This window comes from Leisingera sp. ABM4_060 (genome assembly GCF_056158765.1).
Genome location: NZ_JBSWTX010000002.1, coordinates 72,844 through 86,115, shown reverse-complemented (window position 1 = coordinate 86,115; position 13,272 = coordinate 72,844). Strand labels below are relative to the sequence as shown.

Here is a 13,272-nt window from a genome sequence, read left to right as displayed (position 1 = left end):
TTTCTGTCTTCACTTCTTGAGGTTGGTCCAGATCTGGTCATAGACCGCTTGCGTTTGCTGGTCGCAAACCTCGATGAACACACCTTCGCCAGCGCCGGCATGGGGGTTCTTTTCCGGCTGTGCAGCCAGCACCGGATCCAGATACTCTGCAACCCCGCTTACCCCCGCATTATACTGCGCATAGTTGGTGACCAGGGCGATGTTTTCCGGCTCCAGCAGGAAGTCCATGAACTTCAGAGCATTGGAACGGTTCGGTGCGTCTTTCAGCAGGACGACATTGTCCATCCAGGCAACGTATCCCTGGGTCGGATAAGCGTATTCAACATTGGCGCCTTCCTCGCGCGCCTTGGCGGCAAACCCGTCATAAATCTGCCCGACAGCCGCGTCACCCGACACCAGCACCTCTTTGGCGGTGTCCGAATTGAAGGACGCCCAATGCTGCTTGGCCTCCTGCAGCAGCGCATTCAGCGCCTTCAGCTGCTCCCGGTCGGTGGAGCACTGAGGGATGCCCAGATGCAGCGAGGCCATTGCGATTACTTCGCCCTGGCTGTCCAGCATGTTGATCTTGCCCGACAGCTCCGGCGGCGGGTTGAACAGGATGTCGGTCGTTTGAATGTCGCCGGCGTAAGTGTCGCGGTTCACTGCAAAGGAGGTGGATCCCCACTGATACGGAATGGAAGAGGCCCGGCCCGGGTCAAAACTGGGATCAGCCCATTCCGAGGCAATGTTGCCCTTGTTTGCCAGTTCGCCGTCCGAAATGGTGTCCAGCAAACCTTCGCCGGCCATGATGCTGACCATATAATCACCCGGCACCGCCAAATCATAAGTGCCCATGCCACCGGCTTTCAGCGATGCCAGCATCGCCTCGTTTAAATCATAGGTATCCATGGTGACCTTGATCCCGGTTTCAGTGCTGAACTTGTTCAGTACTTCCTGCGGCATGTATTCGAACCAGTGATAGAGAACCAGCTTCTCTTCCGCGGCTGCGGCGCTTGCGCCAACCGTCAGCGCCAGAGCGGCTGCGGTGGTTTTTAGCATGGTTTTCATTTACGTTTCCTCCGTGTTGAGATTTATTTTGTGTTGTCTGATTTGCTGACGAAATAGCTGATGGTGACCATCACGATGGAAAAGCTCAGCAGCATGGTAGAGATCGCCATGATGTTGGGTTTGATGCCTTGTTTGACGGAGCCGAAAATCGCCGTGGGCAGGGTCTCGACGCCGGCCCCTTTGACGAAATTGGTGATGATGAAGTCGTCCAGGCTGACGATGAAGGCCAAGAGAAAGCCTGAGATAATCCCCGGCGCCATCAGCGGCATCAGCACCTTGGTGAAGGCTTGCCGCTTGGTGGCGTAAAGGTCCATCGCCGCCTGCTCAAAGCTGTCCTCGATACCCTGCATCCGGGCCGAAATCGGCAGGTAGGCAAAGGGGATGCAGAAGGCGATATGGGCCACCAGGATGGTCAGGTAACCTCGGGTGAAGCCGATCGAGTTGAAGAAGATCAGCGTTGCCACCGCGGTCACGATCTCAGGCACCATCAAGGGCAGCGAGATCAGGCCGAAGGACACGGTGCGCAGTTTGAACTTGCCGCCGCGCACCATGGCGGTGGCCGCCAGGGTGGCTATCGTGGTCGAAGCCGTGGCCGCCATGATCGCGATGGTGAAGCTGTTGAAGGCTGCCACCTTGAACTTGCCGCTCTCCGGGCCGGTGAAGACATCGGCGTACCAGCGGAACGACAGCCCTTCCCATACGGTGATCGAAGCCGAAGCATTGAAGCTGTAGACCGTGACGATCACCAACGGCGCATAAAGAACCACCAGGCACAGGAGGGTGATGGCACGAAAGCCCTTGTAGGTCTTGATGTCGTTATTGACGGTTGCCATGGCTCAGCCCCCTCCGTTTTCGGCTTTGGATTGCTGGCGGGCAAAGATCAGCAGGATGATCAGCACCATGGTCAGCAGGATCATCGACGCCGCCGCCCCAAAGGGCCAGTTGCCCGCGTTGCCCTTGAACTGCTCCTCGATCAGCGAGCCGATCATGAAGTTCTTGGCGCCGCCCAGAAGGTCGGGGGCCAGGAAGGAGCCCATCGAGGGCACAAACACCAGAATGCAGCCCGCAATGACGCCCGGCTTGATCGCGGGCAGCACGATGCGGCGCAGGGTGACCCATTTCGGCGCATAGAGATCCGCCGCCGCTTCGCTGAGCGAGAAGTTGTAACGCTCCACCGCCGCATAGATCGGCAGCACCATGAACGGCAGGTAGGAGTAGAACAGCCCCAGCTGCACCGCAAAGTTGGTGTTGACGATATGAATGGGGCTGTCGATCAGGCCGGTGCCGATCAGGAAGTCATTCAGCGGGCCCTGATCGCGCAACAGGAATTTCATCGAAACAGTGCGGATCAGCAGGTTCACCCAATAGGGGATGGTGATCAGGAACACCCAGAAGGGGCGTACGCTTTCAGCCCGCGTGGCAATGAAGTAGGCCGTCGGGAAACCGATCACCAGGCTGAGCAGCGTGGCCGCACCGGCCTGCCAGATCGAACGCCAGAAGATGGTGACATAGGTCCATTCGATCTTCGGCGGCTCATCACCGAACAGCCCGCGGTCAAAGAAGAATTGGTCATAGGCCGCCAGTGAAGGCTCCCAGATCACCCCGCCGCGGAACTCCTTGGTAAGGAAGGAGTAGATCAGCATCATGCATACGGGGGCGAGGACAAAGATCCCCAGAACCGCCCAGGACGGAAGCAGCAGCCAGTTGCGCGCTTCCTTGTATGTGTCTGTTGTTGCGCTGCCGCCGCTTGCTGCACCTGCTGCCATCAGTCCACCAGGAGGCGCCCGGCCCCCAGCTCCATATTGACAAAGATTTCGCTGCCCGGCTCAAAGATGCGCTTGTTGCCGCGCTCGGAGTTCGAGGTGCGCACGATGAACTGCGGCCCCTCGGCCAGATCGACAATTGTGCTGATGTCGGTGCCGACAAAGATGTTCTCGACCACCCGGCCCCTCAGCGCTTCGCCTTCCACCGGCACATCGGTGGTGAACAGCCGCTCAGGCCGCACCGACATATGCACTTTGGCGCCAGCATCGATGCCTTCCACCGAGTTGCAGGTCAGCGCGTGGCCGCCGCCCAGATGGCAAACCGCCCGGCCGTTCATCACCTGATCAACCGACACCTCCAAGAGGTTTGTCTCACCGATGAAATCCGCCACGAACATATTGCGCGGCTGTTCATAGATCTCGGTCGGGCTGCCCAGCTGCTGCATCTCGCCTGCCGACATCACCGCGATGCGGTCAGACATGGTCAGCGCCTCTTCCTGGTCATGGGTCACAAAAATGAAGGTGATCCCGGTTTCCCGCTGCAGGTGCTTCAGCTCCAGCTGCATCGCCTTGCGAAGCTTCAGGTCGAGCGCCGACAGCGGCTCGTCCAGCAGCAGGACTTTAGGCTGTGGCGCCAGCGCACGCGCCAGCGCCACACGCTGCTGCTGGCCGCCTGAGAGCTGGGACGGTTTGCGTGCAGCGAATTGCGACAGTTGCACCAGCTCCAGCATTTCGCCGGCCTTGGCGCGGGCTTCGGATTTCGATTTGCCGCGCATCTCCAGGCCAAAGGCAACGTTTTCCAGAATGCTCATATGCGGGAACAGCGCATAATTCTGGAACACGGTGTTCACCGGCCGCTGATGCGGGGGCAGTCTCTCAATCTCATCCCCGTAAAGGAGGATCTCACCCTCGGTCACATCCTCGAACCCGGCGATCATCCGCAGCAGGGTTGTCTTGCCGCAGCCCGAGGGCCCCAGCAGGGTAAAGAATTCATTATCCTTGATGGTCAGCGATATCCGCTTGAGGGCCGTGAAGTCCCCGTAGCGCTTGACCGCATTGCGCACATCAATCGCGTTTGACATCCTCTCCGACACTTGCGCCTCCCATCTGCCGCTTGACGTTTGACCCAGCATAGGAAGCGCGGGGGCCCGCATTAAGAATTGACTCCCTCAGCAAATGTTAGTCTCTGCCTAACCTTTGAATATCAATTCTTTTCAGCGCCTTACCCGGGATTGAGCAACCCGCCGTCCGCGCTGCGCAGGGTTCTGAAAATGCCCCGGCGCGGCTTTGCGGAATCCTAACCGCCGGCAAGGAAACTGCGTCTTTACCGGCTGGGCGGACGCCGCTTAGGCAAGGGCGCAAATTCACAGCGGCCAGGATTAGAGACATGCACACCACCCGCCAAGAACAGGACTTGATCGGCCCGGTCGAACTGCCGGCAGATTGCCTGCACGGCATCCAGACCGAGCGCGCCCGGCAGAACTTTCCGATCACCGGCGTGCCGCTCTCGCATTTCCCGGCGCTGGTGCGCGGCTTGGCAATGGTGAAATCCTCCGCCGCCCGCGCCAATGCGGAAACCGGCAGGCTGGAGTCGGGCAAGGCCGCCGCGATCACAACCGCCTGCGCCAGCATCATCGCGGGCCAGTACCATGACCATTTCAGCGTCGATATGATCCAGGGCGGGGCCGGCACCTCCACCAACATGAACGCCAACGAGGTGATCGCCAATCTCGCCCTCCTGTGGATGGAGCGCGCGCCTGGAGAGTACGCGCATCTGCACCCCAATGACGATGTGAACCACGGCCAATCCACCAATGACGTCTACCCGACCGCAATCCGGCTGGCGGTGCTGGCCAGCACCGCACCGCTGTGCGAGGCGCTGCACGGGCTGCAGCAGGCCTTTGAGGAGCGCGCCCAGGCCTTTGACGGTATTGCCAAGGTTGGCCGCACCCAGCTGCAGGACGCGGTGCCGATGTCGCTGGGGATGGAGTTCACCTCCTTTGCGGTCACGGTGGGCGAGGACATCGACCGGCTGCGCGACATCAGCCAGCTTTTGACCGAGGTGAACCTCGGCGGCACAGCCATCGGCACCGGGGTGAATGCCGGGTCCGGCTATGCGCCGCTGGCGCTGCAATACTTGTCCGAGCTGTCAGGCTTTGACCTGAAACAGGCCGGCAACCTGATCGAAGCCTCCTCAGACCTCGGCGCCCTTGTCGCCTATTCCGGTATTCTGAAGAGGGTGGCTGTGAAGCTCTCGAAAATCTGCAACGACCTGCGGCTGCTGTCCTCCGGCCCGCGGGCCGGCTTTGGCGAGATCACCCTGCCCGCAGTGCAGGCGGGATCCTCGATCATGCCAGGCAAGGTCAACCCGGTGATCCCCGAGGTGGTCAACCAGGTCTGCTTCCAGGTGATCGGCAATGACCTTACCATCACAATGGCCGCCGAGGCCGGGCAGCTGCAACTCAATGCGATGGAGCCGGTGGTCGCCTATAACCTGCTGGAATCGATCCGCATTCTGAAAAACGCCATTGAGGTGTTGACCGAAAAATGCGTGGCCGGCATCACCGCCAACGCGGACCGCTGCGCAGCGCTCCTGGATAACAGCCTGGTGCTGGCCACAGCCCTTGCCCCGCATCTGGGTTATGACGCCGCCGCCAGGATCGCCAAAGAAGCGCTGGCCACCGGCCGCAGCATCCGCACGGTGCTGGCGGAAACCGGAAGTTTGTCAGCTGACAAATCCGATAAAATTCTAAGTAATGCTGCCATGCTGAACGGACCGGAGCGTTAAGCTCCGGCCCGCAGATTCCGCCAGATGGCAAGCAGCGCGATCAGCAGGAACATCACCTCGATCACGATGGCGCCGGGGTTGGGGCGGTAGGCCAGCGACAGCATCACCAGGCTCCCGCCCGCGATGTTTGCCGCATTGAACGGAATCTTGTCCGCAGGAAGCAACCCGCGCGTGGCCAGGTAATAGGCCGCCACAATGATCACCGATCCGGTCAGCCCAACCGCATCATACCAAGCGAGCTCTGCAATCACGCAGGCAGGTCCGTGGCCACCGCCAGGTACGACTTGCGCGCTGCATCGCTGCGGACGTCCCACAACACCGGAGTGCCCTTGGCAATGATCCAGCTGTCGCCGGGGCCATAGACGACGGTGTCGCCGGTAGCCTCATTGGTCAGCGCCACCTCGCCGTCCAGCAGGGTTGCGTGCTCGTGGAAACCATAGGTGACCCGGTACTTGCCCTTGGTGACCGCATACAAACCGCCGAACACCGGATCATCCGGGCTGCCCAGGTCAAAGCTGCCCGCGCATTTGGGCGCGCCTTCCACGGTTTCAGAGCCGATATCCTCGGGTGTGCCCCAGGCGTCCAGCTCTTCGCGCTCCATCGTTTGCAGATAGGCTGTCATTGTCATGCCGTGTTCCTCAATTTGTCAGATCGTTCAGGATCCGGTCCATCATCGCGTCGCAAGCGGCGAGCTGGCTCAGTTCCAGATATTCGTCGGGCTTGTGCCCCTGCCCTTCCATCGAGCCCGGGCCGCAAACCACGGTGGGCACGCCCAGCTGGTCAAAGAACCCGGCCTCGGTGCCAAAGGCGACTTTGGTGGTGCTGTTGCTTTGGGCGAGCTTCTGGGCAAAGGGGACAACCGCACTGTCAGCGGCTACGTCAAGGCCGGGATAGGCATTGTACTGCTCCACCTCGATACGGGCTTCGGCCGGATAGCGGCTGCCGACCCGCTCGGCGGCGGCCTGAATGCGGGCCAGAATGTCCGCGCCGCGGTCGGCGGCCAGGTGGCGGTACTCAAAGGTCAGCTCGGCGCGGTCCGGCACGATGTTGAGCGCGGTGCCGCCGCTCATCTTGCCCACATGCACCGTGGAATAGGGCACCGCATACGCCGCATCCCGGGCGCCGTTGGCGGCGAAATCGTCCTGCAGCGCGCGCAGCTCCGCCAGGAAATCCCCGGCCAAGTGCAACGCGTTGGTGAAATTCGGCGCCAGCGCCGAATGGCCGCTTTGACCGTGGCACACGGCGCGCAGGGCCGCCTTGCCTTTGTGGCCAATGGCGACTTCCATTTCGGTCGGCTCACCGACAAAACAAGCGCGCGGCTGGCCGATCAGCGGCGCCAGGCGCTCGAGCATCTCCTGAATGCCGACGCAGCCGACCTCCTCGTCATAGGACAGCGCGATTTTCACCGGCTCCTTCAGATCCGCCTTCGCCGCCCGGTCTGCCAGCGCCAGCGCACTGGCAACATAGCCCTTCATGTCGGTGGTGCCGCGGCCAAAGATGCGGTCTCCGTCCCGGGTCAGCCGGAATGGGTCTCTGGCCCAGCCCTGCCCATCCACCGGCACCACATCGGTGTGGGCGGACAATAGTATCCCCTGCCCCGCCGGGCCTTTCTCGGCGTAGAGCCCGGTCTTGGAGCCATCCGGCGACAGCAGCCGGGTCACGGCAAAACCGCGTTCGGTCAGGAAGCCCTCCACATAGGCGGCCAGCTCCAGATTGGAATTGCAGCTGACCGTATCAAACGCAATCAGCTGCTCCAGTATGTCCAGCGTTGCTGTCATCGTCAGTCCACGGCCAGTTCGGTGATCTCGCGGCGGAAGGGCAGCGCGTCGCCGATGTCCGCGCCGTCCAGTTCCCGGGCATAGCGGTGGCCCGCGTAGGTCGCCCAGGCAATCGGCCCCGGCGCGCTGGCGTCGCCGATGATCTTGACCGACTTGATACCGGCATCTCCCCAATCCGCCGTGCGTGCGCGCAGGTCCTCATAGATACTGTCGTTGCCAATGCGCGAGGCCACCATGACCACCGCGTCCGCCTCGATGTTCCAGGTGCGGTCGGTGTAGGTGCAGTTGCTGACCACATGGCCCGCATGGATTTCCGTCACCCCGCGGTTCAGCACGATCTCCACCCCGGCCTCAACCAGGCGCGGGTGAATGGCAACCTGCTCCAGCGTGTTGTTGGTCCAGTCGCTGACAAAGGCCGACGGTGCGACCAGTGTTACCTGCGCGCCTTTGGAGGCCAGCAGTTCGGCTAGAACCCCGCCCATGTAATAGTGGTCGTCGTCATAGACCACCACACGGCCTTCGGGAATGGTGCCATCCATCAGATCGTCGGGGGTGTAGACCTTGGCGCCTTCTGCAATCGGCATTGGCACTACGTGCTGGCGCGAGACCCCGTCGCGGCGCCAGGTGGAGCCGGTGGCGATGCAGACGTTTTCAAACCCGAACTCAAGGATGCTGTCCGCATCCAGAGGGCTTTCGCGGTAGATCTCCACGTTCGGGCGCTGGCTCAGCTGGTAGTCGCGGTAGTCGACCACACGGCCCCAGGCATTGAGCCCCGGCAGAGTGCGCTCGCGGGTCACCCGGCCGCCGATCACATCCTTGGCCTCGGCCACCGCCACTTCATAGCCGCGGCGGCAGAGCGCCCAAGCGGCTTCCAGGCCCGCAGGGCCGGAACCCACCACAAGCACGTTGGAGCTTTTGCCCTTGGTGTTCATCTTCTCCGGATGCCAGCCCTTGCGCCATTCCTCCATAAAGGTCGGGTTCTGGGTGCAGCGGCTGATCGACATGGTCATGTCGCCGGTGATGCAGATGTTGCAGCCGATGCATTCGCGGATGTCCTCGATGCGGCCTTCCTCGATCTTCTTGGGCAGAAAGGGATCGGCAATCGACGGACGCGCACAGCCGATGAAATCGAGGGTGCCGGATTTCACCATCTTGGCCATCACATCCGGGCTGGTGAAGCGGCCGACGCCGACGATGGGCTTCTCCGTCAGCTCATGAATGCCGCGCACGAGCTGTTCCTGGGCGGCTTCCTCCTTGAACCGGGACGGGCCGGAGCAGTCCTCCCACGTCCCCTGCGCCAGGTCCCAAAGGTCCGGCAGGTCCTTGTTCATCTCGATATAGTCGCGCACCTCTGCGTTGGAGAAACCCAGTTCGCCGATAGTTTCGTCCAGGCTGACACGCAGTGTGATTGCCATAGTGTCACCCACCGCATCGCGCATATCCGCGATCACCTCCTGACTGAACCGCGCGCGGTTCTCCAAGGAGCCGCCGTATTCGTCCGAGCGCTGGTTGGTGGCGCGGCTCAGGAAGTGCTGGAAGATGCCGAACCCATGCGCGCCATAAAGGCAGATCAGGTCAAAGCCCGCATCCTTGGACCGTTTCGCCGCATTCACAAACCAGCGGCGCAGATCCTTGATGTCCTGCTTGTCCAGCGCGCGGGCCTGCACGGGGTCGTTGGTGAAGGTACGGATTGGCAGCGCCGAGGGCGCCAGCGGCACCTCCTTGGTATAGAGGTTCGGGCCATTGATCCCGGAATAGGCCAGCTGGATGCCGGCCAGCGCGCCGTGGGTTTTCATCCGCTCCGACATTTTGCGCAGCTGCGGGATATCCTTGTCTTCCCACAGGCGCAGCTCGATGAACGGCGTGATCTCGCTGGTGTGATGCATCTCGCACTGTTCGGTGAAAATCACGCCCCAGCCGCCTTCGGCCTTGATGCCGCGCATCGCCGCGGCTGCCGACGGGTCGCGATAGCCGCCGCCGTTGCAGTGGGGCACTTGATAAAAGCAATTCTTGGCTGTCAGCGGGCCAATGGTCATCGGCTCGAACAGAATATCATAGCGGGGATCGCGCAATTTCCATCTCCTTCGTGCAAGAGTGCCAAAAGGGTACAGGACTGGGCGCGTTGCTAAAGTTCAGCTTGCGGAAGCGTTGGTTAGCCTGCAGCTAAGCCGCGGCTCAGCCCGCTTCCGGCGCTGTCTTCAAACCCGGCAGCGCGGCTTCTTCCACCAGTTCCGAGCAATGCTCGACAAAGGAGCGGATGGTGATCGAGTTCTTGGAATCCGGCGCCATCAACAGCCCCATCCGCATCGGCCTGAGATCGCCCTGGATCGGGATGAACTTCAACGGCTTGCCGTCCGGCGACTGGTCATTGATCGGGCGGATATTGGCAATGGAATAGCCATAGCCATTGGCCACCAGGCTGCGCATCACCGCCATGTCGCGGGTGCGTTCTGCAACATTGGGTTTGATGCCGGCCTCGTGAAAGAACGACAGGAAATATTCGGCGCTGAACGGCAGGTCCAGCAGCACCATCGGATGCTCGCGCAATTCCTTGACCGTCACGTCCTTACGGTCCGCCAGCGGGTGGTCCTCGCCAACCAGCGCATAAGGCGGCAGCTCGGCCAGGGTGATGAACCTCAAATCTGCCGGAATATCCAGGTTATAGGTCAGCGCGATATCGATCTCGGCCCGCCGGATACCGCTGAAGATTGCCGCCTGGTCCAGCTCGATCTGGCGCACGTTCACATCCGGATACCGGTCCTCGAACCCGCGGCGCACCGAGGGCAGCACCACCTGGGCAAAGGTCAAGAGGCATCCCACCGCCAATGGCCCGCGCACCTGGCCGGAGATGTCGCCCGCAATATCCATCATCCGGTCGGCTTCGCGCAAGACGGTGCGGGCCTGCTCCAGCATCACACGCCCGGCCTGGGTCAGCGCCAGCCCTTGCGCATGCTGGCGCACAAACAACGGCAGCCCGAACTCCTGTTCGAGCTGTGCAATCGCCGCCGAGATCGACGGCGACGACACATTCACCTTTTCCGAGGCCAGTGCGATTGAGCCCGCCTCCCCGACTGCCACAAAATACTCAAGCTGGCGCAGCGTGTATCTGACTGGCAACGGCAGGCTCTCCCGGGGTTTAGCAGATCAAGCCTTGTACTTGATCCAGGTTGTTTTCAACGCAGTGTACTTCTCAAGCGAGTGCAAAGACAAATCACGCCCGAAACCGGACTGTTTCATGCCACCGAACGGGGTCTGCGCTGACAGCGCGTCCACAGTGTTGACCGAAACAGTACCCACCTGCAGTTTGTCCGACACCCGGCACGCGCGGGACAGGTTGTCAGTCCAGACCGAAGCCGCCAGCCCGTAAATCGAGTCATTGGCCATCGCGACGGCTTCATCCTCGCTGTCGAAGGGGATCACCGACAGGACGGGGCCAAAGATCTCATCCCGCGCCAGCGGGTTGTCGTGGCTCACGTCATCAAAGATCGTCGGCTGCACAAAGCATCCTTTGCCATCAACGGTCACCCGCTCACCGCCCGCCACCAGATTGGCCGTGCCCTTGCCTGCCTCGACAAAGCGCATGATGCCTTCGGTCTGCTTCTCGTCGACAATGGCACCCATTTTCGAGGCCGGATCCAGCGGATCACCCGGCTGGGTGGCTTGCGCACGCGCAATCAGCTTCTCGACAAAGGCATCCTTGACCGAGCGCTCCACATACAGCCGCGAATTGGCCGAGCAAACTTCGCCCTGATTGAAGAAAATCCCGAAGGCCGCCATGTCCGCAGCCGCATCCAGATCCTCGCAGTCTGCAAACACCAGATTGGGGCTCTTGCCGCCGGTTTCAGGCCAGACCTGTTTCAAGTTCGACTGCCCCGAGTACTGCATGAACATCTTGCCGATGCCGGTGGAGCCGGTGAAGGCGAGGCAATCCACATCCATATGCAGCCCCAACGCCTTGCCCGCAGTGACACCATAGCCGGGCACCACGTTGAAAACTCCATTGGGCACCCCGGCTTCGGCAGCCAGCTCGGCCAGCCGCAGGGCCGACAAAGGAGACTGCTCGGCCGGCTTCAGGACAACCGAGTTGCCGGCCGCCAACGCTGCCGCCGCTTTCCAGGTCGCCATGTCCAGCGGGAAGTTCCAGGGCGTCACCGCCCCGACCACGCCCAACGGGACACGGGACACCAGCGCCAGGTCACCCGGCCCGGTCGGCGCCACCTCGTCGTAGACCTTGTCAATGGCTTCCGCATACCACTGGAAGAAATGCGCTGAACCAGGCGCGTCAACAGTCACCGCATCGGTGACCAGCTTGCCCATGTCCAGGCTGTCCAGCAGAGCCATCTCTTCCAAATTGTCCCGGATCAGATCCGCCAGCTTCAGCATCACCGCCTTGCGGTCCCCCGGCGCCATCCGCGACCAGCGCCCGTCCTCAAACGCCCGGCGGCCCGCCGCCACGGCGCGGTTCACGTCTTCTTCATCGCATTCGGCAACCTGCGCCAGCTCTGCACCCGTCGCCGGGTTCACGCTTGCAAAAGTCTTGCCCGAGGCTGCATCCGTGAACTTGCCGTCAATGAAGGCCTGCCCCCGGAACGAGAGAGCCGCCGCACGTGTCTTCCAATCGTCGTATGTATAGTCCAGCATAGTCTCTCTCCCGATTATTCGTCACCCGGCACGCCGTAAGACGGCGCCTCGCGCGGGTCGAGCGCGCGCTGGACATAGGCGTCCAGCTGCGGCTTGTAGATCTCCCAGGCGGTTGCGATGTTTTCGATCGGGCAGTCCCTGGTCCAGTCGCAGCGCAAATCCGCCACCGGCCAGCTCACCTTGTCGACGATCTTCATGCCCGCCGAATGCACCGGCCCGGCCTCGCCGCCCACCGCCAGACCAGCCCGCATCGCAGCAATCAGCCGGTCGCCCAGATGGCCCGAAGACGTTGAAAACCCGTCCACGATAGCCTGGCACACACCGTCATTGGCCAGGAGGTTGCCGCCCGAGGCCACATCCTTGCCTTCCGCCTGGGTCCAGATGCCCAAGGAATTCGGACCCGAATGAATGGCGGTGCCGCCAATGCTGTCCACCGCCAGCACCTGGCGGTATTCGATGAAACGGCCGATCTCACGAACCTTCGCGACGGCCGCGGCAGCGGTCATGCCCTGCTCCATCAGATCCAAAGCCAGCGGCCCCAGGCTCGGATCGGTCACATTCTGGCTTGCCACCGCACCAACACCTGCACGGGCAAAAGAACAGCGCGCCGCCACCGCCGGCGAGGACGAGGAAATCGCCACCCCGAACATGCCCGTCTCCGCGCATCGCGCCACAAGCGAAAAGGTCATTGCCCTGTCTCCTCAGCTGCCGCCAGACCAGATCCGCTCTTCATCTGGCTTAAAATATCCTCGGGGGAGCACGAGGGGGCAGACAGCCCCCTCGTTCCCGCACTCAATCCCGGGCTCAGTCCGGAATGACGGCGGTGCCGTCGATCTCCACCAGCCACTCCGGCCGCGCAAGTGCCTGCACAACCAGCCCGGTCGAGACCGGATGCACGCCTTTGATGTATTCGCCCATGGTGCGGTAGACCGCCTCGCGGTGGCGCACGTCAGTGATGTAGACAACGACTTTCACCAGGTGCTCCATCGAGCCGCCGGCCTCTTCGATCAGCTGCTTGATGTTCTGCATCACCTTGTGGGTCTGCTCCACCGGGTCATGGCTGTCGATATTGACTGCGTCGTCCAGGTTCTGCGGGCACTGGCCGCGCAGGTAGACAGTTTTGCCGCCCTGGGTCACAACCGCCTGGCACAGGTCATTGTCCAGGTTCTGCTCCGGATAGGTGACGCCGGTGTTGAACTTGCGGATACGGGTATGGGCCATGATGTCCTCCTGGCATGCCGGTGCGGCAATCCGG

The 13,272-nt window shown here is 61.9% G+C and carries 13 protein-coding genes; 1 reads left to right on the top strand and 12 read right to left on the bottom strand.

Translation table 11 applies throughout. The features are described 5' to 3' along the window. Positions 1–9: 9 nt before the first annotated feature. Genes ACXAEH_RS20975 through ACXAEH_RS20960 form a run of 4 tightly spaced genes read right to left on the bottom strand, consistent with a single transcriptional unit; the run spans position 10 to position 3,943 of the window. Entirely contained in the window at positions 10–1,047 is a 1,038-nt protein-coding gene (locus tag ACXAEH_RS20975; RefSeq protein ID WP_475035794.1) for an extracellular solute-binding protein, read from the bottom strand. Positions 1,048–1,070: 23 nt separating this feature from the next. Further along, positions 1,071–1,880, bottom strand: a complete 810-nt coding sequence (locus tag ACXAEH_RS20970) for an ABC transporter permease (protein WP_475035792.1) — start codon at positions 1,878–1,880, stop codon at positions 1,071–1,073. 3 nt (positions 1,881–1,883) lie between these two features. After that, positions 1,884–2,813 (bottom strand): ABC transporter permease, encoded by a 930-nt coding sequence (locus tag ACXAEH_RS20965; RefSeq protein WP_475035790.1) that lies wholly within the window; start codon positions 2,811–2,813, stop codon positions 1,884–1,886. Then, on the bottom strand, positions 2,813–3,943 hold the full coding sequence (locus tag ACXAEH_RS20960; RefSeq protein WP_475035789.1) for an ABC transporter ATP-binding protein: 1,131 nt from the start codon (positions 3,941–3,943) through the stop codon (positions 2,813–2,815). Before ACXAEH_RS20960 ends, ACXAEH_RS20965 begins: the two co-directional genes overlap by 1 nt. A gap of 254 nt (positions 3,944–4,197) precedes the next feature. Between ACXAEH_RS20960 and ACXAEH_RS20955 the strand changes: the two genes are divergently transcribed. Then, positions 4,198–5,598 (top strand): aspartate ammonia-lyase, encoded by a 1,401-nt coding sequence (locus ACXAEH_RS20955; RefSeq protein WP_475035788.1) that lies wholly within the window; start codon positions 4,198–4,200, stop codon positions 5,596–5,598. On the opposite strand, the gene ACXAEH_RS20950 is transcribed toward ACXAEH_RS20955, so the two are convergent. The 8 genes from ACXAEH_RS20950 to ACXAEH_RS20915 all read right to left on the bottom strand — a co-directional run bounded on the left by ACXAEH_RS20950 (position 5,595) and on the right by ACXAEH_RS20915 (position 13,238). Further along, the gene (locus tag ACXAEH_RS20950) at positions 5,595–5,849 is read right to left on the bottom strand and encodes a CBU_0592 family membrane protein (RefSeq protein ID WP_475035787.1); all 255 of its coding nucleotides are present in this window, start codon (positions 5,847–5,849) and stop codon (positions 5,595–5,597) included. The genes ACXAEH_RS20955 and ACXAEH_RS20950 overlap by 4 nt on opposite strands. Then, entirely contained in the window at positions 5,846–6,220 is a 375-nt protein-coding gene (locus tag ACXAEH_RS20945; RefSeq protein ID WP_475035785.1) for a cupin domain-containing protein, read from the bottom strand. Before ACXAEH_RS20945 ends, ACXAEH_RS20950 begins: the two co-directional genes overlap by 4 nt. Before the next feature lie 16 nt (positions 6,221–6,236). Beyond that, positions 6,237–7,376, bottom strand: a complete 1,140-nt coding sequence (argE, locus tag ACXAEH_RS20940; RefSeq protein WP_475035783.1) for an acetylornithine deacetylase — start codon at positions 7,374–7,376, stop codon at positions 6,237–6,239. 2 nt (positions 7,377–7,378) lie between these two features. Beyond that, positions 7,379–9,448, bottom strand: a complete 2,070-nt coding sequence (locus tag ACXAEH_RS20935) for an oxidoreductase (protein ID WP_475035781.1) — start codon at positions 9,446–9,448, stop codon at positions 7,379–7,381. Between the two features lie 103 nt (positions 9,449–9,551). Beyond that, positions 9,552–10,493 (bottom strand): LysR substrate-binding domain-containing protein, encoded by a 942-nt coding sequence (locus ACXAEH_RS20930; protein WP_475035780.1) that lies wholly within the window; start codon positions 10,491–10,493, stop codon positions 9,552–9,554. A gap of 27 nt (positions 10,494–10,520) precedes the next feature. Then, positions 10,521–12,017: an aldehyde dehydrogenase gene (locus ACXAEH_RS20925; protein ID WP_475035779.1), complete on the bottom strand. Its 1,497-nt coding sequence runs from the start codon at positions 12,015–12,017 to the stop codon at positions 10,521–10,523. Between the two features lie 14 nt (positions 12,018–12,031). Beyond that, the gene (locus ACXAEH_RS20920) at positions 12,032–12,706 is read right to left on the bottom strand and encodes a DUF1028 domain-containing protein (RefSeq protein ID WP_475035778.1); all 675 of its coding nucleotides are present in this window, start codon (positions 12,704–12,706) and stop codon (positions 12,032–12,034) included. Positions 12,707–12,821: 115 nt separating this feature from the next. After that, a complete protein-coding gene (locus tag ACXAEH_RS20915; RefSeq protein ID WP_039135172.1) occupies positions 12,822–13,238 on the bottom strand; it encodes a RidA family protein in 417 nt (138 codons plus the stop codon). Between the last annotated feature and the right edge of the window lie 34 nt (positions 13,239–13,272).

Excerpts from the sequence above, each read along its gene's own strand:
- ACXAEH_RS20970 (WP_475035792.1), bottom strand. The coding sequence starts at position 1,880 with ATGGCAACCGTCAATAACGACATCAAGACCTACAAGGGCTTTCGTGCC.
- ACXAEH_RS20945 (WP_475035785.1), bottom strand. The coding sequence starts at position 6,220 with ATGACAGCCTATCTGCAAACGATGGAGCGCGAAGAGCTGGACGCCTGG.
- ACXAEH_RS20915 (WP_039135172.1), bottom strand. The coding sequence starts at position 13,238 with ATGGCCCATACCCGTATCCGCAAGTTCAACACCGGCGTCACCTATCCG.
- ACXAEH_RS20975 (WP_475035794.1), bottom strand. The coding sequence starts at position 1,047 with ATGAAAACCATGCTAAAAACCACCGCAGCCGCTCTGGCGCTGACGGTT.
- ACXAEH_RS20920 (WP_475035778.1), bottom strand. The coding sequence starts at position 12,706 with ATGACCTTTTCGCTTGTGGCGCGATGCGCGGAGACGGGCATGTTCGGG.
- ACXAEH_RS20955 (WP_475035788.1), top strand. The coding sequence starts at position 4,198 with ATGCACACCACCCGCCAAGAACAGGACTTGATCGGCCCGGTCGAACTG.
- argE (WP_475035783.1), bottom strand. The coding sequence starts at position 7,376 with ATGACAGCAACGCTGGACATACTGGAGCAGCTGATTGCGTTTGATACG.
- ACXAEH_RS20925 (WP_475035779.1), bottom strand. The coding sequence starts at position 12,017 with ATGCTGGACTATACATACGACGATTGGAAGACACGTGCGGCGGCTCTC.
- ACXAEH_RS20960 (WP_475035789.1), bottom strand. The coding sequence starts at position 3,943 with ATGCTGGGTCAAACGTCAAGCGGCAGATGGGAGGCGCAAGTGTCGGAG.
- ACXAEH_RS20965 (WP_475035790.1), bottom strand. The coding sequence starts at position 2,813 with ATGGCAGCAGGTGCAGCAAGCGGCGGCAGCGCAACAACAGACACATAC.